We start from the raw sequence: 25,331 nt of genomic DNA, 5'->3' as shown, positions 1-25,331 counted from the left end.
AATGCACTCACCGGTCGAAGCGCAGGCGCTGGCCGTCGGCCTGGCCGATCAGGCGGGTGCCGTCCCAGACCTGGCGGCCATTGACCCAGGTGCCGGCCACGCGCGATCCGAAGGTGTGGCCTTCGAACGGCGACCAGCCGCACTTCGACAGGATGTCCTCGCGCTCGACGGTCAGCGGCCGGTCTTCGACCATCACCAGGTCGGCGTAGAAGCCTTCGCGCAGGAAGCCGCGTTCGGCGACATCGAACAACTGCGCCGGGGCGTGCGCGAACTTCTGCACGACCTGGGCACGGGTCAACCGGGCTTCGCGCACATGCTCCAGCGCGACCAGCAGCGCGTACTGCACCAGCGGCAGGCCGCTCGGCGCCTTGGCGTAGGGCTGCTGCTTTTCCTCCAGCGTGTGCGGGGCGTGGTCGGTGGCGAGGACGTCGATGACGTCATTGGCCAGCGCCGCGATCAGTGCGATGCGGTCGGACTCGTCCTTGATCGCCGGATTGCACTTGATGAAGTTGCCCAGCCGCGCGTAGTCGGCGCGCGCGAAATGCAGGAAGTGCACGCAGGTCTCGGCGGTGATGCGCTTGCGGCTGCCGTCGGCGCGGATCAGCGGGCCCTGCTCGAACAGCGCCAGTTCGTCGGCGGTGGAGATGTGCAGCACGTGCAGGCGGGTGTCGTGGCGGCGCGCCAGTTCCACTGCGAAGGTGCTCGACTTCAGGCAGGCCTCGCGGCTGCGGATGTCGGGATGGTGCCCGGCGGAGAGCGCATCGCCATGCTCGGCCTGGAAGGCGGCGAAGCGCGCGTCGATCATCGGCGTGTCTTCGCAGTGGGTGATGATCGGCACCGGCGTCTCGCGGAAGATCGCGTCGAGCGTGTCCGGGTCGTCGACCAGCATGTTGCCGGTGGACGCGCCCATGAACACCTTGATGCCCGGCGCGGCCTTCGGGTCGAGTGCGCGGATCGCGTCCAGGTTGTCGTTGCTGGCGCCATGGTAGAAGCCGTAATTGCCCCAGGCGCGGCCGGCGGCGTGCCGGTATTTGGCCTCCAGCACGGCGCTGTCGAGCGTCGGCGGGTTGGTGTTGGGCATGTCCATGAAACTGGTGATGCCGCCAGCCACCGCCGCCGCCGATTCGGTGGCGATGTCGCCCTTGTGGGTCAGGCCGGGATCGCGGAAGTGGACCTGGTCGTCGATCATCCCCGGCATCAGCCAGCGGCCGCCGGCATCCACCACCGTTTCGCCGGGGCGGGCGGCCAGCGCGTCGCCGATCAGCGCGATGCGCTCGCCTTCGATGCGCAGGTCGCCTTCGAACTCGCGGCCCTCGTTGATCAGGCGGGCATTGACGATGAGCGTGGACTTCATGGCATTCCTTGGATTATTGGCGGGGTGGCACGGGGTCGTGCCCGCCGGGGTGCAATGGATGGCAGCGGCCGATGCGTCTGGCGGCCATCCAGCTGCCGCGCAACGGGCCGAAACGCTCGACCGCGCCCATGGCGTACTCCGAACAGGTCGGCGTGAATCGGCAGCGCTGGCCGAGCAGGGGGCTGATCCAGCGCTTGTAACCGCGCAGGCAGAAGATGAGGAATCTGGAAATCACGGGGCTTGGACGCCGAAATGCCGGATAATGGCGCGCTTGCCTGAGGGGGGTCCCTAGGCTATAACAGCCCGCTTCCCCGGCTCAAGGGAACTCAAGGAAAACAGTAGTGGCAGCCAAGAAACCCGCCAAGAAAACCGCAACCAAGTCCGCGCCGAAGGCCGCGAAGCCGGCCGCCAAGGTCGCCAAGCCCGCCGCCAAGAAGGTGGCGAAGACCCCGGCCAAGGCCGTGAAAAAGGTTGCCAAGCCGGCTGCGAAAGCCGTGACCAAGGCGGTGAAGAAGGCGGTGCCGGCCAAGAAGGTGGCGGTGAAGAAGGCCGCGCCGGCCAAGCCGGTGGCCAAGGCCGCCGCGCCGAAGAAGGCGGCTGTCACCAAGGTTGCTCCGGCCAAGAAGCCGGCGGCCAAGGCCGCCCCGGTCGCGAAGAAGGCCGTGGCACCGGCCAAGCCCGCACCCGTGAAGGCACCCGCTGCGAAGGCGGGGCCCGCGAAAGCGCCGGTCGCCAAGGCCAAGCCCGCTGCCGCCCCGGCGCCCGTCGCCAAGGCGAAGGTGGAAAAGCCGGCACCCGTCGCGGCCAAGCCCGTTGCCAAGCCGGCCCCGAGCCGTCCGGCTGCCGGCCCGTTCAAGGTGCTGCGTGCGGTGACCACCGGCCAGAAGCCGGCGGCGCCCAAGAGCACGGCCAAGCCGGTGAACTTCAAGGTCAACGACGTCACTGGCCGCCCGGTGCTGCCGGCCGGCTACAAGCCGTCGGCGGACGAGGAGTACATGAACCCGCTGCAGATGGAGTACTTCCGCCAGAAGCTGATCACGCGCCGTGAGGAGCTGGTGGAGGAGTCCAAGCAGACCATCGAGAACCTCAAGGACGAAGTCCGCGACATCGGTGACGAGGCCGAGCGCGCCAGCCGCGAGACCGAAAACGCGCTGGAACTGCGCACCCGCGACCGCTACCGCAAGCTGATCAACAAGATCGAAAGCATCATCAAGCGGGTGGACGAGGGCGACTACGGCTACTGCGTCGATACCGGCGAAGAGATCGGCCTGGACCGCCTCGAGGCGCGCCCGCAGGCCGAGCGCACCATCGATGCGCAGGAGCGCTGGGAAATCCGCCAGAAGCAGCAGGGCGACTGAGCCTGGCCCCTTCGGCGAAGCCACATCGCCAGCCAAAGAAAAGCCCCGCATCCGCGGGGCTTTTCCGTATACGGGCACGACGAGCGGCTATTCGCCTTCGGCCTCGAAGCCCACTTTCTTGTGGCTGCCGTCGCAATAGGGCTTGTTGCCGGAATGCCCGCAGCGGCACAGCTTCACCGATTCCATGCGGTCGAGCGTGCGGTTGCCGCCGCTGACCAGTTCCCGCGGGCCTTCCAGCTTGAGCGGGCCGTTCTTCTGCGGCCGCACGCGCAGTTCGCCGCCGCGTTCGGCCAGCGGCTTGGCATCCTCCTTCGCGTCGCGCTCGCCGGAGGCGCTGAAATGACTGTCGTGGTGGCTGCCGTCGCAATACGGTTTTTTGTTGGAGTGGCCGCAGCGGCAGAGCACGGTGCGCAGGCGGTGGCTGCCGTCGTTCATCAGCGTGTCGGCATGCAGGTCGAGCGGACCGTTTTCATGCATCTTGATGATGTTGACCACGGGCGGATGCTCGTCGGCCTGGCCGTCCAGCCGCTCGAAGGCCAGCGCACCGGACGGGCAGCGGCGGATGATCGCCTCCACCTCGTTGGCATCGGCCTGGTCCGGGAAGATCCACTGGCCGTCCGCGCCCGGCACGAAGACCTTGGGATTGCCGAGCACACAGAAGCGCGCGTGGATGCAGCGGTCGCTGTCGAAGCTGACGGCGATGCGTTCGCCGCGGATCGTGGTGATGCCCATGTCGCCTCCCGCCGGGTGGATGCGGGCATCGTCGCGGCGCGGATGCAATCGCGGCGTCAGTGCAGCTCGCGCAGGTCCAGCCGGCGCAGCTTCGGCGCCAGTTTCGCGGTCGCGGCGACCACGCCGATGGTCAGGAAGCCGCCCAGCACCACCGAGGGCACCAGGCCGAGCAGTCGCGCCATCGAACCCGACCAGAACGCACCGAGCTCGTTGGACGAACTGATGAAGATGCTGTTGACCGACGACACGCGGCCGCGCATTTCGTCGGGCGTGGCCAGCTGCAGCACGGTGGAGCGCAGCACCACGGAAATGCCGTCGAAGATGCCGGAGAGCAGCAGGATCGCCATCGACAGGTACAGCGAGGTGCTCAGCCCGAAGCCGACCATGCAGGCACCGAAGCCGGCGACCGCGCCGAGCATCAGCCGGCCGGCGTTGGCTTCCAGCGGATGTCGCGAGAGCCAGATCGCCACCGCCATCGAGCCCAGCGCCGGGGCGCCGCGCAGCAGGCCGAGCGCTTCAGGGCCGGCGTGCAGCACGTCCTTGATGAAGGCGGGCGCCAGCGAGATCGCGCCGCCCAGCAGCACCGCGAACATGTCCAGCGCCAACGCGCCGAGCAGGATCTGGTGGCCGAAGACGAAACGCAGCCCTTCGCCGATGCTCTGGAACACCGGGCCACGCTGCATCTGCATGGGCGGCTCGGTGACGGTCATCATCGCCAACGCCGACACGGCGACCACGCCGCAGCCGGCCGCCACGCCGTAGGCCAGCGTCTTGCCGCCCCAGCCGACCAGCAGGCCGCCGATGGCCGGGCCCAGCACCAGTCCGGCCTGGAAAATCACGCTGCCCAGGCTGGCGCCGCGGGCGAACTGCGGCCGCGCCAGCACCCGCGCGAACAGTGCGTTGTAGACCGGGCCGAGGAACGCGCGCACCGAGCCGCCCAGCGCGATCGCCGCGTAGATCGGCCAGACGCCCTTGATCGGGAAGCTGCCCTGCGCGATCCACGCCAGCAGCAGCGCGGTCAGTACCAGCCCTGCACAGGCGGCCATGCCCAGCTTGCGGCGCGGCAGGTGGTCGACCAGATAGCCGGCGAACGGCGCCACGCAGAAGAACGGCAGCACCTCGGCCAGGCCGATCAGGCCGAGCGCCCAGGCGTCGCGGGTGAGTTCGTAGACGTGCCAGCCGACCGTCACCGCGACGATCTGGTAGCAGAGCATGGTGGCGATGCGATAGCCCATCAGCCAGCGGAAACCGGGCCGCGCGAACGGCGATTCAGTGGCCGTGGAGATGGGGCTTTCGGTCATCGGCTCAGGCGGCCGCGGCGGCGCGGTCGCGGATGAAGCCGAGCAGGGCGGCGAGGCCGTTGCTGCGGGTCGGCGACAGGTGCTTGGCCAGACCGATCGCGGCGATGTAGTCCGGTTGGGTGGCGAGGATCTCCGCCGCCGGCCGGCCCGAATACACGCGCAGCGCCAGATAGATCAGGCCGGAGACGATGGCGGAGTCGCTGATCGCGCGGAAATCCAGCCGGTCGGCATCGCCCCCGGCCACGATCCAGACGTTGGACTGGCAGCCGTGCAGGCGGTGCTCGTCGTTCTTCAGTTCCGCCGGCAGGTCCGGCAGCTTGCGGCCCAGGTCGATCAGGTACTGGTAGCGCTCCGACCAGTCGGAGAACAGCGCGAACTCGTCGGCGATGGCGGCCTGCGCTTCGGCGGCGGTGGGTTCGAGCGGGAAGGCGGTGTCGTTCAAGTCAATCCTTCGGCTGATGGCCTGCTGCCGTCCGTGGCGAGATGAAGAGGACTTCGGATCGTCCGGCCCGGCCATCCGTGGCGGGCGTTCGTTGCGGCAGCGGCGCTTGTGGCGCGGGCTAAGTGCCGCGCCTCACCCAGCGCACGCCCTGCGGCGTGTCTTCCAGCACGATGCCTTCGGCGGCCAGTTCATCGCGGATCGCATCGGCGCGGGCGAAATCGCGCGCCTGCTTGGCGGCGATGCGTTCATCCACCAGCGACTGGATGCGCGCATCGTCATCCCCCGACGTGCCACGCGCGAACCATGCGGCGGGCGACTGCTGCAGCAGGCCGAGCGCCTTGCCCGCACCGAGCAGGGCGGCCTTCGCTTCGCGGCGTGCATCGTCGCCTTCGGCTTTGCGCGCTTCGCCGGCCAACCGCGCGATTTCGGCGAGCGCCGCCGGCGTGTTGAGGTCGTCGTCGAGGATGGCTTCGAGCGCGTCGGGAATGCGCGCTTCCGCATCGACATCGCCCAGGTCACGCAACGTCCCGTACAGGCGGTCCAGCGTGCGCACGGACTGCTCGATCAGCCCGTCGCTCCATTCCAGCGGCTGCCGATAATGCGCGGAGAGCAGGGCGTAGCGCAGCGCTTCCGGCGGATGGGCGCGCACCAGGTCGTGCACGCGCTCGATGTTGCCGATCGACTTCGACATCTTGGCGCCGCCGAAATTCAGCATGCCGTTGTGCATCCACCAGCGCGCGAAGGTGCGGCCGCCGTGCGCGCATTCGCTCTGCGCGATCTCGTTCTCGTGGTGCGGGAACTGCAGGTCGATGCCGCCGGCGTGGATGTCGATGGTCTCGCCGAGATGCGCCGCCGCCATCGCCGAGCATTCGATGTGCCAGCCCGGACGGCCCACGCCCCACGGCGAATCCCAGCCGGGCAGGTCGTCGGTCGAGGGCTTCCACAGCACGAAATCGCCGGCATCGCGTTTGTACGGCGCCACTTCCACGCGCGCGCCGGCCAGCATTTCTTCCGGGTCGCGGCGCGAGAGCTTGCCGTATTCCGCGAAGCTCGCCACCGAGAACAGCACGTGGCCTTCAGCGGCATAGGCGTGGCCATCGGCGATCAGCCGCTCGCACATCGCGATGATCTGGGCGATGTGGTCGGTGGCGGCCGGTTCGATGTCGGGCGCGAATTCGCCATCCACGCCCAGCATCGCCATGTCCTCGCGGTAGGCGGCGGCGTATTTGTCGGTGATCGCCGAGATCGGCGTGCCGGCTTCCTTCGCCGCGGCGTTGATCTTGTCGTCGACGTCGGTGATGTTGCGGGCATAGCGCAGGCCGCCGAAGCGCCGGCGCAGCAGGGCCGCCAGCACGCCGAACACCACCGGGCCGCGCGCGTTGCCGATGTGCACATAGTTGTAGACGGTGGGCCCGCAGACGTACATGGTCGGGCTGGCCGGGTCCTGCGGTACGAAGGGTTCGACGCGGCGGGTCAGGGTGTTGTGGAGATGCAGGCTCATGCGGGTCCTCGGCGAAGCCCTGCAATTCTAGCGGCGCGGTCCCCGACAGTCGCGGTTCAGCTGGGCGTAGGGCGCGGCTGCCTACACTTCAGGCCCCCGCCCGACGTGCCGAGCCGTGACCTTCCGACTGCTGCCCGCCCTGTTGTTCGTGTCGATGGCCGCGCCGGTCGATGCCCGCGAAGCCGACGCCCCGGAGCCGTTGGAGGTGGTGCGCTACGACTACGCCGAAGTCCTGCGCGTGCAGCCGGTGGAGCAGGTGGTGACGGTCGGGGTGATGCAGCAGCAGTGCGCCGCCGCCGGCCGCTGCCGCCAGGTCAAGGTGCCGCGCGAGATGCGCACCACCATCGGCTACGACGTGGACTACACCTATCGCGGCAGCAAGTACCGCTCGCGGCTGGCGCACGACCCGGGTCGCCGCCTGCGCATCCGCATCGGCATCACCCCCATGGCCAGCACCCGCCCGCGGCCCTGAGCCTTGTGGCGCGGTGCCTGCCGTGCCACCATGCGCGCCTCATGCAGACCCTGTCCGCCGCCGCCCGCACCGCTTATCAGTCCGCCGCCTGGATGGCCGCGGGCATGACCTCGCGTGCGCGCCGACTGTGCGATTTCTGACCGCCGGTCCGGCCTGCGTCGTTGTCGCAGCATCCCGAAACCCGGCCTCCGTGCCGGGTTTTTTCGTTTTCAACCCTCACCAGAACCTTCGACCATGAAGCATTTCCTCAATACCCAGGACTGGACGCGCGCCGAACTCGACGCCGTGCTGCGCGAAGCCGCCTATTACAAGCAGCACAAGTTCGGCGATGCGCTGAAGGGCCGCGGCGGCGCGCTGGTCTTCTTCAACTCGTCCCTGCGCACACGCACCAGCTTCGAGCTGGGCACCTTCCAGCTGGGCGGGCACGCGGTGGTGCTGCAGCCGGGCAAGGACGCGTGGCCGATCGAGTTCGACCTGGGCACGGTGATGGACGGCGAGGCCGAGGAACACATCGCCGAGGTGGCGAAGGTGCTGTCGCGCTATGTCGATCTCATCGGCGTGCGTGCCTTCCCGAAGTTCGTCGACTGGTCCATCGACCGCCAGGACCGCGTGCTCAACGGCTTCGCCAGGTACGCGACGGTGCCGGTCATCAACATGGAGACCATTACCCATCCCTGTCAGGAACTGGCCCACGCGCAGGCGCTGCAGGAGCACTTCGGCAGCGAGGACCTGCGCGGCAGGAAGTACGTGCTGACCTGGACCTACCACCCGAAGGCGCTCAACACCGCCGTGGCGAATTCCGCGCTGACCATCGCCACCCGCATGGGCATGGATGTCACCTTGCTGTGCCCGACCGACGAGTACCTGCTCGACGAACGCTATATGGATTGGGCGAAGCAGAATGTCGCCGAGAACGGTGGCTCGCTGACCGTCAGCCACGACATCGCCAGCGCCTACAGGGATGCCGATGTGGTCTACGCCAAGAGCTGGGGCGCGCTGCCGTACTTCGGCCAGTGGGAGCAGGAAAAGCCGATCCGCGACCGCTTCAAGCACTTCATCGTCGATGAGGAAAAGATGGCGATGACGAACAACGGCGTGTTCTCGCACTGCCTGCCGCTGCGCCGCAACGTGAAAGCCACCGACGCGGTGATGGATTCGCCCAACTGCATCGCCATCAACGAAGCCGAAAACCGCCTGCACGTGCAGAAGGCGGTGATGGCCACGCTGATCCGCCAGAACGACTGAGGAAGACCCCATGACCGACAAGAACAACAGCCGCGACATCGTGCTCGCCTTTTCCGGTGGGCTGGACACCAGTTTCTGCGTGCCCTACCTGCAGGAACAGGGCTGGAACGTGCATACCGTGTTCGCGGATACGGGGGGCGTGGATGCCGAGGAACGCGCCTTCATCGAGCACCGCGCGGCGGAACTGGGCGTCGCCTCGCACGTCACCGTCGATGGCGGCCCGGCGATCTGGGAAGGCTTCGTCAAACCCTTCGTATGGGCGGGCGAGGGCTACCAGGGCCAGTATCCGCTGTTGGTCTCCGACCGCTATCTCATCGTCGATGCGGCCCTGGCCCGCGCGCATGCGCTCGGCACCAATGCCATCGCCCACGGCTGCACCGGCATGGGCAACGACCAGGTGCGTTTCGACCTGGCGGTGAAGGCGAGCGGCGACTACCGCATCGTTGCGCCGATCCGCGAAATCCAGAAGGAACACACCCAGACCCGCGCCTACGAGCAGGCGTATCTGGAAGAACGCGGCTTCGGTGTGCGCGCCAAGCAGCAGCAGTACACGATCAACGAAAACCTGCTGGGCGTGACGCTGTCCGGCGGCGAGATCGACCACTGGCAGGCGCCGGGTGCGGAAGCGCGTGGTTGGTGCAAGCCGCGCGCCGAATGGCCGGCGGAAGCGCTGCGGGTCACGCTGAAGTTCATCGAAGGCGAGGCGGTGTCGCTTGACGGCGAGCCTATGGAAGGCGCGGCGCTGCTGGCGAAACTCAACGTACTGTTTGCCGAATACGGCGTCGGTCGCGGCATGTACACCGGCGACACCACCATCGGCTTGAAGGGCCGCATCGTCTATGAGGCGCCGGGCCTGACCGCGTTGCTCACGGCCCATCGAGCGTTGGAGGAAGCCGTGCTCAGCAAGCAGCAGAACCGCTTCAAGCCCGAGGTCGCGCGCAAGTGGGTGGAACTGGTCTACGAAGGCTTCTATCACGACCCGCTCAAGACCGACCTGGAAGCCCTGCTGAAATCCAGCCAGCGCATGGTCAATGGCGAAGTGGTGCTGGAAACTTCCGGCGCGCGCGTGGATGCGGTGGCGGTGGCATCGCCGCACATCCTCAACGCCAAGGGCGCGACCTACGCGCAGTCCGCCGACTGGGGCGTGGCGGAAGCCGAGGGTTTCATCAAGCTGTTCGGCATGAGCAGCACCTTGTGGGCGGAAGTGAACGGCGAGCGCCCGTGATCGAGGCCGTGCTCCAGCATCTGGCGACGCTGGTGTCGTTCGACACCCGCAACCCGCCGCGCGAGATCGCCGCTGAGGGCGGGATCTTCGCTTACCTGCGTGCACAGCTCAGCGGTTTCGATGTCGAAGTCACCGACCACGGCGCCGGCGCGGTGTCGCTGTTCGCCGTGCGCGGGCAGCCGCGCCTGCTGTTCAACGTGCACATGGACACCGTGCCGGATTCGCCCGCATGGACCGCCGATCCGCACACGTTGCGCATCGAAGGCGACGGCGTCATCGGCCTCGGCGCCTGCGACATCAAGGGCGCGGCGGCTGCATTGGTCGCGGTGGCGCAATCGACGCCCGGCGACATGGCGTTGCTGTTCACCAGCGACGAGGAAGCCAACGACCCGCGCTGCATCCACGCCTTCCTGCAGCGCGACCACGGTTTCCGCGATGTGATCGTCGCCGAGCCGACCCGCTGCGAGGCGGTGCTCGCGCATCGCGGCATCTCGGCGGTGCGGATGGAATTCCATGGCGACGCCGGCCATGCCTCCGGCGCACAGGCGCTGCAGGCGAGCGCATTGCATCGCGCGATGCGCTGGGGCGTGCGCGCGCTCGATCATGTGGAAGCGCATGCAGCGCAGGCCTTCGGTGGGTTGCAGGGGCTGCGCTTCAACATCGGGCGGATGGAAGGCGGCATCAAGGCGAACGTCATCGCGCCGCGCGCCGAGGTGCGCTTCGGCTTCCGCCCGCTGCCTTCGCAATCCATGGACGCGTTGCACGCGCAGTTCCGCGACTTCGCCGCAGGTGAGGCGGATTACGAGGAAACCTTCCGTGGCCCGTCGCTGCCCGCAGGCGAGGCTGCCGAGGCCGAAAACCGCCGCCGCGATGCGCAGGCGCTGGCCGAATCGCTGCAGCTGCCCATCGGCAACGCGGTCGATTTCTGGACCGAAGCCTCGCTGTTTTCCGCCGCCGGCATGAACGCCATCGTCTATGGCCCCGGCGACATCGCCCAGGCGCACACCGACGACGAATGGGTGGCGCTCGAACAACTCGAACGCTACGCCGCCTCCATCCAACGCATCCTTACGACTTCATCGCAATGAACCTGCAAGTCCACGATCCGCAGACCCGCCAGACCATCGTCCGCCTGCTCTCGAGCATGGCCGGCGCGAAGGAGATCAGCCAGTACCTCAAGCGCTATTCGCAGCTGGAGGCCGCGCGCTTCGCCGTGGTGAAAGTGGGCGGCGCGGTGCTGCGTGACGACCTCGATGCGCTGGTGTCCTCGCTCGCGTTCCTGCAGGACGTGGGCCTGACGCCGATCGTCATCCACGGCGCGGGCCCGCAGCTGGACGAAGCGTTGGCCGAAGCCGGCATCGACAAGCAGACCGTCAACGGCCTGCGGGTGACGCGCGCGGACACGCTCGCCATCGTGCGGCGGGTGATGCAGGCGCAGAACCTGGCGCTGGTCGAAGCGCTGCAGGCCAGCGATGCGCGTGCGACGTCGATTGTCTCCGGCGTGTTCGAATCGACGCAGATGGATGCGGAAACCTACGGGCTCGTCGGCGAAGTGGCGCGTGTCGAACTCGCACCGATCCGCGCCAGCCTGCAGGCCGGTTCGATTCCGGTGATCGCCAGCCTCGGTGAAACCGCCGGCGGGCAGATCGTCAACATCAACGCGGACTACGCGGCGAATGCGTTGGTGCGCGAGCTGCAGCCGGACAAGATCGTCTTCCTGACCGGCACCGGCGGCCTGCTGGACGAGCGTGGCAAAGTCATCGATTCCATCAACCTCTCCACCGACTACGAGCGCCTGCTGGCCGCGCCCTGGGTCAACGGCGGCATGCGGGTGAAGCTGGAGCAGATCAAGGCCTTGCTGGACAGCGTGCCGTTGTCGTCGTCGGCGTCGATCACGCGGCCCGGCGAACTGGCGAAGGAACTGTTCACCCACAAGGGCTCCGGCACATTGGTGCGGCGCGGCGAGCGCGTGCTGCGCGTGGAAAGCTGGGACCAGCTGGACCTGCCGAAGCTGCGCGCGTTGATCGAATCCGCCTTCGGCCGCCGCCTGCTGCCGGACTACTTCGACAAGACGCCGCTGCTGCGCGCCTACGTCAGCGAGAACTATCGCGCCGCGGTGATCCTGACTGGCGACGGCCCGCAGCCTTACCTCGACAAGTTCGCCGTGCTCGATGACGCGCAGGGCGAGGGCCTGGGCCGCGCGGTGTGGGAGATGATGCGGGCGGAAACGCCGGTGCTGTATTGGCGTTCGCGCCGCTACAACCCGGTCAATGCCTTCTACGATGCCGAGGCCGATGGCAGTTACCGGCGCACGCCGTGGAAGGCGTACTGGTACGGCATGGAGGATTTCGATGCGATCCGCGCCTGCGTGGAAGACGCGTTGGCGCGTCCCGCATCGCTGGAGGACGCGGCATGAAGCGGATCGGGCTGGTCGGCGCGCGTGGCCATGTCGGCGAGGAACTGATCCGGCTCATCGACGCGCACACGCAGATGGCACTCGGCTTCGTGTCCTCGCGTGAGCGCGATGGCGAACGCGTGTCCGACCACGTCGCCGGGTTCGAGGGCGAACTCCGTTACCGCAACATCGCCCATGAGCAATTGGCCGAAGAAACGGTGGATGCCTACGTACTGGCCTTGCCGAACGGCAAGGCGGCTGCCTGCGTCGCCAACATCGACATGCGCGGCGATGCGCCGGTGATCGTCGATCTGTCCGCCGACTACCGCTTCGACGACGGCTGGTTCTACGGCCTGCCGGAACTCACCCGTGAGGCCTATGCCGGGCAGCGCCGCATCAGCAATCCCGGCTGTTATGCCAGCGCGATGCAGTTCGCCATCGCGCCGATGCGCGGGAACCTGGCCGGGCCGGTGCAGTGTTTCGGCGTATCCGGCTATTCGGGCGCGGGCACCACGCCCAGCGACAAGAACAATCCCGAGTTGCTGCGCGACAACCTGATGCCCTACGCGTTGGCCGATCACCTGCACGAGCGCGAAGTCGCGCGTCATTGCGCCCCGGTGGAGTTCATGCCGCACGTCGCGCCGCATTTCCGCGGGCTCTCCATCACCGCCAACCTGCACCTGCGCGAACCGGTGGCGCGCGATGCGGTGATCGCCGCCTATCGCGATTTCTATGCCGGCGAGCCGCTGGTGCAGGTGCGCGACGATTCGCCGTGGACGTCGCGCATCGCCCGGCGCCAGCACGCCGAAGTCGGCGGTTTCACGCTGGCCGATGGCGGCACGCGGCTGGTGGTGGTCAGCGTGCTCGACAACCTGCTGAAGGGCGCGGCCACGCAGGCGATGCAGAACCTCAACCTCGCGTTCGGCTTCGACGAAGTCGAGGGCATCCCGATGGAGGCGGCGGCATGAGCAACCTGCTGTGGCAGAAGGCGGGCGTGGCGGTGGATGCGGACATCCAGCGCTTCCTGGCCGGCGACGATGTCATCCTCGACCGCGAATTCATCCTCCACGACATCCAGGCCAGCCGCGCGCACGCGGAAGGGCTGCAGCGCATCGGCATCCTCACGCAGCAGGAGCTGGATGTGTTGTCGGCCGAACTTGCCGATCTCGCCGCAGACATCGAACGTGGCGGGTTCGTGCTGGACGCGCGCTTCGAAGACATGCATTCGGCCATCGAGCACCGCCTGACCGAGCGCCTCGGCGACATCGGCAAGAAGATCCACACCGGCCGCAGCCGCAACGACCAGGTGCTGGTGGCGACGCGCCTGTGGCTGAAAGCGAAGTTGGGTGAAGTCGCCGTGGTGTGCCGCGAAGTCGCGGCCATCGCGCTGGAGCGCGCCGAAACCGAAGCCGACATCGCCATGCCGGGCTATACGCACCTGCAACGCGCGGTGGTGTCGAGCGCGGGCATGTGGTGGACGGGCTGGGCCGAAGCCTTCATCGACAACGCGGAACGTGCCTTGCAGACGCGTGACTGGGTCGATGCCAATCCACTCGGCACGGCGGCGGGTTACGGCGTCAACCTGCCGCTGGAACGCACGCACACCACGCAGGCACTCGCGTTCGGGCGGATGCAGGTGTCGCCGCTGTACGCGCAGCTTTCGCGCGGCAAGTTCGAAATGGCGGCGCTGGAAACGCTCGGCAGCGCGATGCTGGACCTGCGCCGCATCGCCTGGGACCTGAGCCTGTTCACGACCGCCGAGTTCGATTTCGTGCGGTTGCCAGCGCAGTTCACCACCGGCAGCTCGATCATGCCGAACAAGCGCAACCCCGACGTCATCGAACTGATGCGTGCGGCCTATGCCAGCGTGGCGGCGGCGCGCACCGAGATCGAACAGTTGATGTCGCTGCCGTCCGGCTATCACCGCGATCTGCAGTTCGGCAAGGGCGGATTGGTGCACGGTTTCAGCCGCGGGCTCGGTGCGCTGCGCCTGCTGCCCTCGCTGATGCAGGCGCTGGAATGGAAGCCGGAGCGGATGCGTGCCGCACTCGACCCGTCGATGTATGCCACCGATCTCGCTGTGGACCTGGCGCGGCAGGGCATGCCGTTCCGCGACGCCTACCGCGAGGCCGCCGATCCCGCGCGCTGGGCCGAAGGCGATCCGGCCGCGAGCCTCGCGGCGCGTGTCTCGCCGGGCGCTTCAGGCGCGGCCTTGAATGAGGTGCTGAAGGCGCGGCTGGCGGCGCTCGGCCAGCCCTGATCGGCCCCGAAGCCGCATCCCCCGGAATACGGGCAACAAAAAACCGGCCAGTGGCCGGTTGTTTGCGGAATGGTCGGGGAGACAGGATTCGAACCTACGACCTCTACGTCCCGAACGTAGCGCTCTACCAGACTGAGCTACACCCCGAATTCCGAGTCGGGCATTGTACGGAACCCGATGGCCCGGAGGCAAGGGGGCAGGAGCGACGGATAGAATGTCTGGCTTGCCTGACCGTTTTCCCGAGGCCACCTTGATCAAGCCCCGTACCCCGCCCGGCGTCATGGAACTGCTGCCGCGCGAGCAGATCGCCTTCCAGCGCATGCTCGACACCATCCGGCAGACCTATGAATCGTTCGGTTTCCTGCCGGTCGAGACGCCGGTCTTCGAGCTGTCCGACGTCCTGCTGACCAAGACCGGCGGCGAAACCGAGCGCCAGGTCTATTTCGCGCAGTCCACCGGTGCACTGGAGAAGGCCGGTGATGGCCTGCCGGAGCTCGCCCTGCGCTTCGACCTGACCGTGCCGCTGGCCCGCTACGTGGCCGAGCACGAGCACGACCTGGCGTTCCCGTTCCGCCGCTACCAGATCCAGCGCGTGTACCGCGGTGAGCGCGCCCAGCGTGGCCGTTTCCGCGAGTTCTACCAGTGCGACATCGACGTGATCGGCAAGGACGCGCTCAACCCGCGTTACGACGCCGAGATTCCGGCGGTGATCCACGCGGTGTTCGAAAAGCTCGCCATCGGCGACTTCACCATCCAGTTCAACCATCGCAAGCTGCTGCGCGGGTTCTTCGAAGGCCTCGGCATCGAAGGCATGCAGCAGGACCTGGTCCTGCGCGAACTCGACAAGCTCGACAAGCGCGGCGAAGACGCGGTGCGCGCGACGCTGGTCGGCGAGGGCTTCGGCCTTGCGGCGGAGGTCGCCGAGCGCCTGCTGGCGTTCTCGCGCGTGCGTTCGGAAGGCCATGACGATGCGCTGGCCAGACTCGCCGCACTGGGCGAGGGCACCGCGCTGTTCAACGAAGGCCGCGATGCGCTGGTCGCCACGCTGCAGCAGCTGAAGGCGATGGGCATCACCGAATCGCGCTATGCGATCAACCTCTCCATCGCGCGCGGGCTGGATTACTACACCGGCATCGTCTACGAGACCACGCTGGATGCGTATCCGCAGATCGGTTCGATCTGTTCCGGTGGTCGCTATGACGACCTCGCATCGCATTACACCAAGTCGAAACTGCCGGGCGTCGGCATCTCCATCGGCCTGACCCGGCTGTTCTGGCAGTTGCGCGAAGCCGGCATCGTAGGTGTCGATGCGAGCTCGGTGGACGTGCTGGTGGGCCTGCTGGACGAAGCCGGTTTCGATGATGCGCTGGCGTTGTCGCAGGGGCTGCGCGTCGCCGGCCTGCGCGTCGAAACGCAGATGGAGGCGAAGAAGATCGCCAAGCAGTTCCAGTACGCCGACCGCGCCGGCATCCGCTTCGTTGCGTTGCGCGGCGAAGGCGAGCGCACCGGCGGCACGGTCACGCTGAAGGACCTGTCGAACGGCGAGCAGGACACCGTGGCAATGGACACGGCCGCCGACTGGCTGGCCGCACGCATGAAGGAGCGGCAGGCATGAGCGACGCGATCCATCTCGATGGCCATTCACTCGACCGCGCCGGGCTGGTGCGGATCGCCAACGGCGCGAAGGTGACGCTGGATGCCGGTGCGCTACAGCGCGTCGCCCGCGCCGCCGACTTCCTCGCCGAGCAGGTCGCGCGCGAGGAGCCGATCTACGGCGTCTCCACCGGCTTCGGCAGCAACGCCGACAAGCTGCTGGGCGCGCGCCGCCTGCGCGGTGACGGCGACGAATCGCTGCACGCGGAACTGCAGCGCAACCTCATCACCACCCATGCCGTCTGCGTGGGCGAGCCGTTCGCCGCCGATGTGGTGCGCGCGATGATGGGGATCCGCATCAACACGCTGCTGCGCGGGCATTCCGGCATCCGCGTGCAGACGCTCGAGGCGATGGCTGCGATGTTGAATGCCGGCATCGTGCCGGTGGTGCCGCAGCTGGGGTCGGTGGGTGCCTCAGGTGACCTGGCGCCGCTGTCGCATCTGGCCATCGTGCTGCTGGGCGGTGGCGAGGCTTTCTTCGAAGGCCAGCGTATGAAGGGCGGCGATGCGCTGCGGCGTGCCGGTCTCGCGCCGGTGACGCTGAGCTACAAGGAAGGCCTGGCGCTCAACAACGGCACCGCACAGATGCTGGCGACCGGCGTGCTGGCGCTACACCGGCTGGAAGCGCTGTTGGATACCGCCGACATCGCCGCCGCGATGACCATCGATGCCTTCGCCGGCCGGCTCGGCGCGTTCGCGCCGGAAGTGCATGCGCTGCGTCCGCATCCGGGGCAGGTGAAGGTCGCGGACAACCTCCGTCGACTGCTCGGCGGGTCCACGCTTGCGGATATCCCGTATCACCTGGTGCCCCGTTTCCGCCAATGGTTGCCGCAGAGCTGGGATTCGGATGCGGGCAGTGCGCTGACCTTCGACATCGGCTGGGACTGGGTGCCGGATTCACAGCGCCATGGCCGCGAGAAGTTCTACACGCGTTTCAAGCCGTTCCGCGGCGGCAAGAAACACCAGCCGCAGGACAGCTATTCGCTGCGTTGCATCCCGCAGGTGCATGGCGCGGTGCGCGACGCGGTGGCGCAGGCCGCGCGCGTGCTGGACATCGAGCTCAACGCGGTCACCGACAACCCGTTGGTGTTCCCGGATGCGCAGTCCCGCCACGTCGAGGAACAGGTCATTTCCGCGGGCCATTTCCACGGCATGCCGCTGGCGCTGGCGATGAGCTACGTCAAGGCGGCCATCCCGGTGCTGGCCTCGATCAGCGAGCGCCGCCTCAACAAGCTGGTCGATCCCGCGACCAGCGACGGGTTGCCGGCGTTCCTGATCGGCAACGAGGACGGCACCGAGTCCGGCTACATGATCGTGCAGTACACCGCCGCGGCGATCGTCAACGATCTCGCTTCACGTGCGATGCCGGCGTCGGTGTACTCCATCCCGACCAGCGCCAATGCCGAGGACCATGTCTCGATGGGCGCGAACGAGGCACGCCACGTGCTGGCGATGACCGACGACCTGGCCAAGGTGCTGGGCCTGGAGCTGATGACCGCCGCCCAGGCGCTCGATTTCCGCCGCGACATGATCAATGCCGCGCGCGACCTGGCCCGCCACGCGGATGCCGATGTCTTTGCCGAGAAAGTGCGGGGCGGGCCCGCCAGGGAGGCGCCGAACCGGGCCGGCTTCCTGGCCGAGGTCGATGCCTTGCGCCGCGAGCTGGCGGCTTCCGAGGCGTTCCACCCTGGGCGCGCGGTCGCGGCGGCGCATGCGGAAGTGCGCAGGCACGTGGCGTTCCTGAAGCGGGATCGCGCATTGGACGGCGACGTGTCCGCGGCGGTGCGCATGGTCGAGTCGGGTGCCGTGCTTGCGGCCATATGCGGATAGGCGCCCTCTCTCCGTGAGCCATGGAAACGCCGGGGACACCCCGGCGTTTTTTGTTCGTGGCGCCTGCCGGCTCGGGCCGGGTTGACAGACTTCGTGGTGCGTGCGTTAATGTAATAGCGCATTAATACATTATCGACCATGAAGCAGCGTCCTCAACCCGTTCCCCGCCCGCAGGCCAGCGCGGACCTGGACGCGTTGTCATCCGCACTGGCAGCGCTCAGGGATGCGGAAGACGTCCGCGCCTTTCTGGAGGATCTGTGCACCCCGGCCGAGCTGGAAGCCATGAGCGACCGCTGGAAGGTCGTGCCGTTGCTCCTGCGCGGGGTGCCTTACCGCGATATCCACGAGGAAACTTCGGTGAGCGTCACCACGGTCGGGCGCGTTGCGCGCACGGTGGAGCGCGGCAGTGGCGGCTATCGGCGCGCCGCGCGGAAGTTGCGACATCCAGGGGCCTGATCTTTCCCCGCGCCCCGACTGCCATGCATCGAATCAATTCCTATGACACCTCCTCCCTCGCAAGGCCCGCGCGATCGTCTGCGCATCGCCATCCAGAAGAACGGCCGCCTGTCCGGCCCCGCACGCGCGCTGCTCGGCGGCTGCGGCCTGTCCTGGCGTGAAAGTCCCGACAGGTTGTTCTGCTACGGAGAATCCGCGCCCATCGACCTGTTGTTGGTGCGCGATGATGATATTCCCGGTCTGATCGCCGATGGGCTGTGCGACCTGGGTGTGGTGGGGCGCAACGTGCTGCTCGAACAGGCGTCCGAACGCGTATCGAAACAACTGCCTTCCGCATTCGGGGAATGGCGCGCGCTCGGCTTCGGGAGCTGCCGGCTGTCGTTGGCAGTGCCCCAGGACTGGATATGGGAAGAACCCCGGCAACTCGAAGGCCGACGCATCGCCACCAGTTACCCGGCGCTGCTGAAGTCATGGTTGCAGGCGCGCGACGTCAAGGCCGATATCGTGGTGCTGTCGGGATCGGTGGAAATTGCGCCCCGCTTGGGACAGGCCGATGCAATCTGCGACCTGGTCTCGAGCGGCGCCACGTTGGCCGCCAACCAGTTGGTGCCGGTGGTCGACTTGCTAGAAAGCGAAGCGGTGCTTGCCGGACCCACGCGGCCGCTCGAGCCCGTGCTAGCCACCTTGGCTGAACAGCTCCTGCGCCGGCTCGATGGCGTGGTCCGGATCCGCGACAGCAAGCTGCTGATGTTCCATGCCAAGCGCGATGACGTGGATGCGCTGGTGCGGCTGTTGCCCGATGCCGAGCCGCCCACGCGCTTCGCCATGGAGGATGGCGAAACCATGGCCTTGCAGGCGCTGTGCCATAGCGCGGTCACCTGGCAGCGCATGGAGGAGCTCAAGCGTGCAGGTGCCTGCGGACTCATGGTGCTTCCGATCGAAAGGATGCTGGCATGAAGCGCGTGGAATGGAATGCGCTCACCGGCACCGAACGCGACCAGCTTCTGCGGCGTCCCACGAGCAGCCTGTCGGTACAGGTGCGCGGCGCGGTTCAGGCCGTGCTGGAAGACGTGGCGTTGCGGGGCGATACCGCCCTGCGCGTGCTGACCCGTCACTACGACGGCGTGCAGCTCGATGGCTTGGAAGTGGATGAGGTTGAGTTCGAGCTGGCTGAACGCAGCCTGCCGGCAGCGCTCAAGTGCGCCATCGAAGACGCCGCATCCCGTATCGAAGCCTTCCACTTGGCTGGCATGCCCCGCGCGTATGCCGTGGAGACCGCACCGGGAATGCGCTGCGAACGCGTGTTGCGACCGATCGACACCGTGGGCCTGTACGTGCCGGCGGGCAGCGCGCCGTTGCCTTCGACAGCGCTGATGCTGGCGATACCCGCGCGGCTGGCGGGCTGCCTGGAGATCGTGCTGTGCTCGCCCCCCCGGGCCGACGGCAGCGTTGACCCGGCCGTGCTCTTCGCGGCGCGCAGGGCGCCCGGCTGCCGCGTCTTCAAGCTGGGAGGCGCGCAGGCGATCGCCGCGATGGCCTTCGGTACGGACAGCGTCCCGCGCTGCGACAAATTGTTCGGACCTGGAAATGCCTATGTCGATGAGGCGAAGAGACAGGCCAGCCAGCGTGGGGAAGGGCCCGCCATCGACATGCCCGCCGGCCCGTCAGAAGTGCTGGTGATCGCGGATGCGGGCGCGGATCCGGCCTTCGTCGCCGCCGACCTGCTGTCTCAGGCCGAGCATGGGCCGGACTCCCAGGTCTTCCTGCTGTCGGATTCCCCGCGGCTCATTGATCGCGTGGCCGATCGCATCGACGCGCAACTCGCGCGATTGCCGCGGCGCGATATTGCCCGGCAGGCGCTCGAGGCATCACGCCTGGTGCAGGTGCAGGACATCGCGCAGGCCATCGCCATCAGCAACCGATACGCGCCCGAGCACCTCATCCTCGCGTTGCGCGAACCCGCGCGATGGATCGATGCGGTCACGAGTGCCGGCACGGTCTTCATGGGCGACTGGACGCCTGAATCCCTCGGCGACTATTGCTCGGGCAGCAACCATGTCCTGCCCACGGCCGGCGCGGCGCGCGCATGGAGTGGACTGTCGGTGTCCAGCTTCATGAAATCGATGACGGTACAGACCGCGGATCGCGAAGGCCTGTGGACGATCGGCCCATGCGCGATGACACTGGCCGATGCCGAGGGGCTCCAGGGCCATGCCCATGCGGTCCGGTTACGCATGGAAGCCGCCGCGCCATGAGCACTGCCGAACGCCTGCTGCGCGACGACCTGCGTGGCTTTGCCGGTTATGCATCGGCGCGCAGCCTCGCCGCCCAGGGCGAGGTCTGGCTCAATGCCAACGAATCGGCGCGCCCCAGTTCCGAAGACCCGGCCGGTGCGTGCCGCCGCTACCCGGAACCCCAGCCATTCGCCCTGGTCGCGCGGCTGGCGACGCTGTATGGCGTGGACACATCGCAACTCATGGTCGGGCGTGGCAGCGACGAGATCATCGACCTGCTGGTGCGCGCGTTCTGTCCGCCGGGAAGCGGGCGGATCGTGATCGCGCCGCCGGTCTTCGGCATGTACGCGGTATGCGCGCGGCTGCACGGCGCCGATGTGGTGGAAGTGCCGCTGCGTGATTCCGGCGCGGATTTCTCGGTGGATCTGGATGCGATGGCGGAAGCCGCGCGCGCGACCAAGGCCTCGCTGCTTTTCGTGTGCAATCCCGGCAATCCGACCGGTGAATCGGTGGAGGTCGAAGCCATCTCGGCATCCGCGGCGCGTTTGGCCGGGCGTTGCCTGGTCGTCGTCGACGAGGCCTACGGCGAGTTCGCCGAACAGGACTCGGCGGCCTCGCTCATCACCGCGCATGACAACGTGGTCGTACTGCGTACGCTCTCCAAGGCGCACGCGCTGGCGGCGGCGCGGGTGGGTGCGGTCATCGCGCAGCCCGAAGTCATCGATCTCCTGCGGCGCGTGCAGGCGCCGTATCCGATGCCCGCGCCCAGCGTCGCGATCGCCTTGCGCGCCTTGAGACCCGAAGCGCTGTGCGCGACGCGCGTGCGCGTACGCGAGGCGCGTGAGCAGCGCGGGATCCTGGCTCATGCGCTTGAAGCATTGCCCGGCGTGCGACGCGTCTACGCCTCCCAGGGCAACTATCTTCTGGTGCGCTTCGAAGAGGCGGATGCCGTGTTGGCGCGCCTGCTGGATGCCGGCATCGTCGTGCGCGACATGCGGGCCATGCGGGGGCTCGATGACGCTTTGCGGATCACCGTCGGCACGCCTGCGCAGAACCGGCGGCTTCTCAAGGCGCTGGGGAAAACGGCCGGGGGCGCGCAATGAGCACGCTTCAGCCGATTCTTTTTGTCGATCGCGACGGCACCCTGATCGAGGAGCCGGAGGACCTCCAGGTCGATCGCCTCGACAAGCTGCGTCTTGTGGAGGGCGTGATGCCGGCGCTCCTGCGCCTGCGCGATGCCGGCTGGCAATTCGTCATCGTCAGCAACCAGGACGGACTGGGGAGCGCTGCGTTCCCGCAGGCGGATTTCGATGGTCCCCACGCGATGATGCTGCAGCTGTTCGAGAGCCAGGGCATCCGCTTCCGGGAGGTGCTGATCGACCGCAGCCTGGCTTCGGCCCCCGCGTCGACGCGCAAGCCGGATGTGGGGCTGGTCCTGCATTACCTGCGGGATCCCGGCATCGACTGGCCGCGTTCGGCCATGGTCGGCGACCGAGACAGCGACATGTTGTTCGCGCAGCGGATGGGTATCCGAGGCTTCAGGCTGCGTTCGCCGGCCTTCGGGGAAGGCGGGCGCTGGCCGGACGTGGCGCATGCGCTCGTCGACATGCCGCGCCGCGCCGCCATCGCCCGCAAGACCCGTGAAACCGACATCACCGTGTCCCTCGACCTCGACCGCGCGGACGAGCCGCGGGCACGGACGGGCATCGGCTTCCTCGATCACATGCTCGCCCAGCTCGGCAAGCATGGCGGCTTCGCGCTGCAACTCGACTGCAGCGGCGATCTCGAGGTGGACGAACACCACACCGTCGAGGATTGCGCGCTCGCCCTGGGGCAGGCGCTCAGGATGGCGCTTGGGGACAAGCGGGGCTTGGCGCGGTACGGATTCGTGGTCCCGATGGACGAATCGCTCGCGAGCGCCGCGCTGGATTTCTCCGGACGCCCGTGGCTGGAATTCGAAGGCCGGTTCGACCGCGAGCGCGTGGGCGGCCTGCCGACCGAACTGGTGCCGCACTTCTTCCGCTCGCTCTGCGAAGGCGCCGGCATGACCCTGCATCTCTCGGTCAATGGCGCGAACGACCACCACCGCATCGAAGCCTGTTTCAAGGCGGTGGGGCGCGCGCTGGGGCAGGCGATCCAGCGACAGGGCGACGGCTTGCCGAGCACCAAGGGGGCGCTTTGATGGATGTTGCCTTGATCGATGCCGGCGGCGCCAACCTCGGTTCGGTGCGTTATGCATTGGCACGTTTGGGCATCGAAGCCCGCCTGGTGCGCGAGGGGGGCGAACTCGGCGATCCCGACCGCATCGTGCTGCCGGGCGTGGGCGCCGCGGCCGAGGCCATGCGGCTGCTCGATGCGCGCGGCCTCCCAGCCGCCCTGAGGGCGCATACGGCCCCGATGCTCGGCATCTGCCTGGGCATGCAGTTGCTCTACGAACACTCCGAAGAAGGCGACGTGACCTGCCTGGGGCTGCTGCCCGGTCGCGTGCGCGCGATGCGTGAACGGCCGGGCGTGCGGGTGCCGCACATGGGATGGAATGCGATCCACCCCGTGCGCGCCTCGTTCCTGCTTGAAGGTGTGGAGGCGGGTGCGCAGGCCTACTTCGTGCATGGTTTCGCCGTGCAGGTAGGCGGGGAATGCGTCGCGGCCAGCACGCATGGCGACGACTTCGCCGCCATGGTCCATCAAGGTCGGATCTGTGGCACCCAGTTCCATCCCGAGCGCTCGTCGTCGCTGGGTGCACGCGTGCTGGCCAACTTCGTGAGGTGGGCGGCATGAGCTTCACCGTGTATCCGGCCATCGACGTGCGCGGCGGCCGCGTGGTGCGCCTCGCGCAGGGCGACTACGCGCGCGAAACCGCCTATCCGGACGATCCGGAAACACTCGCCCGCCAATACGCTGAGGCCGGTGCAGGCTGGCTGCATCTGGTGGACCTGGACGCGGCGCGAACCGGTGGCTGGCAACTGGCCGGCCTGGTAGCGAGGATCCGCGCGCACACCGCGCTCCGGGTACAGGCCGGCGGCGGCATCCGCAATGAACATGATGTGCGCGCAATGCTGACCGCCGGGGTGGATCGCGTGGTCGTGGGGTCGCTGGCGGTCCTCGAACCCGAACGCGTCGTGGACTGGCTCGATCAATTCGGGGCCGGGCGGCTGGTAGTGGCGCTGGACACGCGGCAGTCCGACGACGGCGTGTGGCAGCTCAGCGCGCATGGGTGGACCACCCCGGCGCCGCATACATTGCCTCAGCTCGCGGCCCGGTTTGCGGATGCCGGCCTCCGGCACCTGCTGTGCACGGACATCGCGCGCGACGGCATGCTCGCCGGCCCCAATCTGTCTCTGTACCGCGCATTGAGAGAGACCGCACCGGCGATCTGCATCCAGGCCAGCGGTGGCGCGCGGGATATCGGGGATGTCGCCGCCGCGCGCGATGCGGGCTGCGGCGGCATCGTGCTGGGGCGTGCGCTGCTCGAAGGCCGCATGGGACTGCGGGAGGCGCTGGCATGTTGAGCCGACGCATCATCCCCTGCCTGGACGTGCGCGACGGGCGCGTGGTGAAAGGCGTGCGCTTCCGCGATCACATCGACATGGGCGATATCGTCGAACTGGCCACGCGATATCGCGACGCGGGCGCGGACGAACTGGTCTTCTACGACATCGGCGCCAGCCCCGAGGCGCGCACCGTGCCGGTGGCATGGGTGGAGCGCGTGGCCCGGGTCATCGACATTCCCTTCTGCGTCGCCGGGGGGATCCGCGGCGTGGATCAGGCGCGTGCACTCCTCAACGCCGGCGCCGACAAGATTTCGGTCAACACGCCGGCGCTGGAGTGCCCGGACCTGATCGACCGGCTGGCGCGGGCTTTCGGCCGGCAATGCGTGGTGGTCGGCATCGATTCGGTCTGCGATGCCGATGGCGAATGGCGCGTGCGCACGCACACCGGCGCGCCGGAACGGATGCATGCACCCGGCCGCAGCACGCTGTCCTGGGTGGAAGAGGCGCAATCGCGCGGCGCAGGCGAGATCGTCCTCAACTGCATGGGCAGCGATGGCGTGCGTGGCGGCTTCGACATTCCCCAGCTCAAGGCGGTCCGTGCCATCTGCGGCGTGCCGCTGGTGGCCTCGGGCGGGGCGGGTGAGGCGCGGCACTTCGCCGAGGTGTTCACGGCCGCCGACGTCGACGGCGCATTGGCGGCCAGCGTCTTCCATGCCGGCATCGTCGACATCCCTTCGCTCAAGCGCATGCTCGCGCTGCAGGGGATTCCCGTGAGGCCGGCATGAGCGAATTCGACCGGCTTGATTGGGACAAGCAGGCGGGGCTGGTGCCGGCCATCGTGCAAGACGCACGGACGCTGCGCGTGCTGATGCTGGGCTGGATGAACCGCGAAGCCTTGGCGATGACGCAGGCATCGGGTTGGGTGACTTTCTACAGCCGCAGCCGCGGCGCGCTGTGGACCAAGGGCGAGACTTCCGGCCACCGGCTCCAGTGCGTATCCCTCAGCGTGGACTGCGATGCCGACACCTTGCTGGTGAGCGCACTGCCGCAAGGACCCACGTGCCACCTGGGACGCGACAGCTGTTTCCCAGGCGCGCCCGGCAACGGGTTGGCCGAACTGGACGCAGTGGTCGACCACCGCATGCGCGAGCGTCCGGCCGGCAGCTATACCGCCCGCCTGCTGGACGAGGGCCCGCTGCGGATCGCGCAGAAGGTGGGGGAAGAAGGGGTGGAAGTGGCGCTGGCCGGCGCCGCCCGGGATGATGCCGCGCTGCTGGGCGAAGCCGCCGACCTGGTCTACCACCTGATCGTCCTGTTGCGCGCGCGTGGACTCGGCCTGTCCGACCTGGAGACCACGCTGGCCAGCCGCCGCTGAGCGGCGT

The 25,331-nt window shown here is 68.0% G+C and carries 25 protein-coding genes and 1 tRNA gene; 19 read left to right on the top strand and 7 right to left on the bottom strand.

The window, feature by feature from the left end:
- Positions 1 to 7 precede the first annotated feature (7 nt).
- Positions 8 to 1,354, bottom strand: a complete 1,347-nt coding sequence (locus DCD74_RS05385; protein WP_112926420.1) for a dihydroorotase — start codon at positions 1,352 to 1,354, stop codon at positions 8 to 10.
- Between the two features lie 13 nt (positions 1,355 to 1,367).
- Positions 1,368 to 1,589, bottom strand: a complete 222-nt coding sequence (yidD, locus tag DCD74_RS05380; RefSeq protein WP_112926419.1) for a membrane protein insertion efficiency factor YidD — start codon at positions 1,587 to 1,589, stop codon at positions 1,368 to 1,370.
- Positions 1,590 to 1,695: 106 nt separating this feature from the next.
- Between yidD and dksA the strand changes: the two genes are divergently transcribed.
- Complete coding sequence (gene dksA / locus DCD74_RS05375) at positions 1,696 to 2,712, top strand: RNA polymerase-binding protein DksA (protein ID WP_112926418.1); 1,017 nt, start codon at positions 1,696 to 1,698, stop codon at positions 2,710 to 2,712.
- An 87-nt stretch (positions 2,713 to 2,799) separates the two neighbouring features.
- On the opposite strand, the gene DCD74_RS05370 is transcribed toward dksA, so the two are convergent.
- The 4 genes from DCD74_RS05370 to cysS form a co-directional block, all read right to left on the bottom strand.
- Positions 2,800 to 3,444, bottom strand: coding sequence for a CDGSH iron-sulfur domain-containing protein (locus DCD74_RS05370; protein ID WP_112926417.1), 645 nt, complete (start codon positions 3,442 to 3,444; stop codon positions 2,800 to 2,802).
- Between the two features lie 56 nt (positions 3,445 to 3,500).
- On the bottom strand, positions 3,501 to 4,730 hold the full coding sequence (locus DCD74_RS05365) for an MFS transporter (RefSeq protein WP_407072225.1): 1,230 nt from the start codon (positions 4,728 to 4,730) through the stop codon (positions 3,501 to 3,503).
- A gap of 19 nt (positions 4,731 to 4,749) precedes the next feature.
- On the bottom strand, positions 4,750 to 5,187 hold the full coding sequence (locus DCD74_RS05360; protein ID WP_162615913.1) for a SufE family protein: 438 nt from the start codon (positions 5,185 to 5,187) through the stop codon (positions 4,750 to 4,752).
- Between the two features lie 118 nt (positions 5,188 to 5,305).
- The gene (cysS, locus tag DCD74_RS05355) at positions 5,306 to 6,688 is read right to left on the bottom strand and encodes a cysteine--tRNA ligase (RefSeq protein WP_112926414.1); all 1,383 of its coding nucleotides are present in this window, start codon (positions 6,686 to 6,688) and stop codon (positions 5,306 to 5,308) included.
- A 115-nt stretch (positions 6,689 to 6,803) separates the two neighbouring features.
- On the opposite strand from cysS, the gene DCD74_RS05350 reads away from it, so the two are divergent.
- From DCD74_RS05350 to argH, 7 genes are all read left to right on the top strand, one after another.
- Complete coding sequence (locus DCD74_RS05350; RefSeq protein ID WP_237049661.1) at positions 6,804 to 7,160, top strand: hypothetical protein; 357 nt, start codon at positions 6,804 to 6,806, stop codon at positions 7,158 to 7,160.
- 234 nt (positions 7,161 to 7,394) lie between these two features.
- Positions 7,395 to 8,405 carry an N-acetylornithine carbamoyltransferase gene (locus tag DCD74_RS05345; RefSeq protein WP_112926413.1) on the top strand — a complete coding sequence of 337 codons (1,011 nt, stop codon included), beginning with the start codon at positions 7,395 to 7,397 and terminating at the stop codon, positions 8,403 to 8,405.
- A gap of 10 nt (positions 8,406 to 8,415) precedes the next feature.
- Positions 8,416 to 9,630, top strand: a complete 1,215-nt coding sequence (locus tag DCD74_RS05340) for an argininosuccinate synthase (protein WP_112926412.1) — start codon at positions 8,416 to 8,418, stop codon at positions 9,628 to 9,630.
- Complete coding sequence (locus DCD74_RS05335) at positions 9,627 to 10,718, top strand: acetylornithine deacetylase (protein WP_112926411.1); 1,092 nt, start codon at positions 9,627 to 9,629, stop codon at positions 10,716 to 10,718. Before DCD74_RS05340 ends, DCD74_RS05335 begins: the two co-directional genes overlap by 4 nt.
- Positions 10,715 to 12,046, top strand: a complete 1,332-nt coding sequence (locus DCD74_RS05330; protein ID WP_112926410.1) for an acetylglutamate kinase — start codon at positions 10,715 to 10,717, stop codon at positions 12,044 to 12,046. Before DCD74_RS05335 ends, DCD74_RS05330 begins: the two co-directional genes overlap by 4 nt.
- Positions 12,043 to 12,993: an N-acetyl-gamma-glutamyl-phosphate reductase gene (gene argC / locus DCD74_RS05325; RefSeq protein ID WP_112926409.1), complete on the top strand. Its 951-nt coding sequence runs from the start codon at positions 12,043 to 12,045 to the stop codon at positions 12,991 to 12,993. The genes DCD74_RS05330 and argC overlap by 4 nt, the downstream gene beginning before the upstream one ends.
- Positions 12,990 to 14,285 carry an argininosuccinate lyase gene (gene argH / locus DCD74_RS05320; RefSeq protein ID WP_112926408.1) on the top strand — a complete coding sequence of 432 codons (1,296 nt, stop codon included), beginning with the start codon at positions 12,990 to 12,992 and terminating at the stop codon, positions 14,283 to 14,285. The genes argC and argH overlap by 4 nt, the downstream gene beginning before the upstream one ends.
- Before the next feature lie 70 nt (positions 14,286 to 14,355).
- Here argH and DCD74_RS05315 read toward each other — a convergent pair.
- Positions 14,356 to 14,432: transfer RNA gene (locus DCD74_RS05315), tRNA-Pro, on the bottom strand.
- 103 nt (positions 14,433 to 14,535) lie between these two features.
- Between DCD74_RS05315 and hisS the strand changes: the two genes are divergently transcribed.
- From hisS to hisIE, 11 genes are all read left to right on the top strand, one after another.
- Positions 14,536 to 15,900: a histidine--tRNA ligase gene (gene hisS / locus DCD74_RS05310; protein WP_112926407.1), complete on the top strand. Its 1,365-nt coding sequence runs from the start codon at positions 14,536 to 14,538 to the stop codon at positions 15,898 to 15,900.
- Positions 15,897 to 17,768 carry an HAL/PAL/TAL family ammonia-lyase gene (locus DCD74_RS05305; RefSeq protein ID WP_112926406.1) on the top strand — a complete coding sequence of 624 codons (1,872 nt, stop codon included), beginning with the start codon at positions 15,897 to 15,899 and terminating at the stop codon, positions 17,766 to 17,768. Before hisS ends, DCD74_RS05305 begins: the two co-directional genes overlap by 4 nt.
- A gap of 138 nt (positions 17,769 to 17,906) precedes the next feature.
- Positions 17,907 to 18,224, top strand: a complete 318-nt coding sequence (locus tag DCD74_RS05300) for a YerC/YecD family TrpR-related protein (protein ID WP_112926405.1) — start codon at positions 17,907 to 17,909, stop codon at positions 18,222 to 18,224.
- A gap of 42 nt (positions 18,225 to 18,266) precedes the next feature.
- Complete coding sequence (hisG, locus tag DCD74_RS05295; protein WP_112926404.1) at positions 18,267 to 19,181, top strand: ATP phosphoribosyltransferase; 915 nt, start codon at positions 18,267 to 18,269, stop codon at positions 19,179 to 19,181.
- The gene (hisD, locus tag DCD74_RS05290) at positions 19,178 to 20,479 is read left to right on the top strand and encodes a histidinol dehydrogenase (RefSeq protein ID WP_112926403.1); all 1,302 of its coding nucleotides are present in this window, start codon (positions 19,178 to 19,180) and stop codon (positions 20,477 to 20,479) included. The genes hisG and hisD overlap by 4 nt, the downstream gene beginning before the upstream one ends.
- On the top strand, positions 20,476 to 21,561 hold the full coding sequence (gene hisC, locus DCD74_RS05285; protein WP_112926402.1) for a histidinol-phosphate transaminase: 1,086 nt from the start codon (positions 20,476 to 20,478) through the stop codon (positions 21,559 to 21,561). The genes hisD and hisC overlap by 4 nt, the downstream gene beginning before the upstream one ends.
- Positions 21,558 to 22,640 (top strand): bifunctional histidinol-phosphatase/imidazoleglycerol-phosphate dehydratase HisB, encoded by a 1,083-nt coding sequence (hisB, locus tag DCD74_RS05280; RefSeq protein WP_112926401.1) that lies wholly within the window; start codon positions 21,558 to 21,560, stop codon positions 22,638 to 22,640. The genes hisC and hisB overlap by 4 nt, the downstream gene beginning before the upstream one ends.
- A complete protein-coding gene (gene hisH, locus DCD74_RS05275; RefSeq protein ID WP_112926400.1) occupies positions 22,637 to 23,236 on the top strand; it encodes an imidazole glycerol phosphate synthase subunit HisH in 600 nt (199 codons plus the stop codon). The genes hisB and hisH overlap by 4 nt, the downstream gene beginning before the upstream one ends.
- Complete coding sequence (locus tag DCD74_RS05270) at positions 23,233 to 23,967, top strand: 1-(5-phosphoribosyl)-5-[(5-phosphoribosylamino)methylideneamino]imidazole-4-carboxamide isomerase (protein WP_112927675.1); 735 nt, start codon at positions 23,233 to 23,235, stop codon at positions 23,965 to 23,967. Before hisH ends, DCD74_RS05270 begins: the two co-directional genes overlap by 4 nt.
- On the top strand, positions 23,961 to 24,734 hold the full coding sequence (hisF, locus tag DCD74_RS05265) for an imidazole glycerol phosphate synthase subunit HisF (RefSeq protein WP_112926399.1): 774 nt from the start codon (positions 23,961 to 23,963) through the stop codon (positions 24,732 to 24,734). Before DCD74_RS05270 ends, hisF begins: the two co-directional genes overlap by 7 nt.
- A complete protein-coding gene (hisIE, locus tag DCD74_RS05260; protein WP_112926398.1) occupies positions 24,731 to 25,324 on the top strand; it encodes a bifunctional phosphoribosyl-AMP cyclohydrolase/phosphoribosyl-ATP diphosphatase HisIE in 594 nt (197 codons plus the stop codon). The genes hisF and hisIE overlap by 4 nt, the downstream gene beginning before the upstream one ends.
- Positions 25,325 to 25,331 lie beyond the last annotated feature (7 nt).

It is taken from the genome of Lysobacter oculi (assembly GCF_003293695.1).
GTDB lineage: Bacteria > Pseudomonadota > Gammaproteobacteria > Xanthomonadales > Xanthomonadaceae > Solilutibacter > Solilutibacter oculi.
Note: the sequence above shows the minus strand (reverse complement) of the source record. Positions and strands in the feature narration are given on the sequence as shown.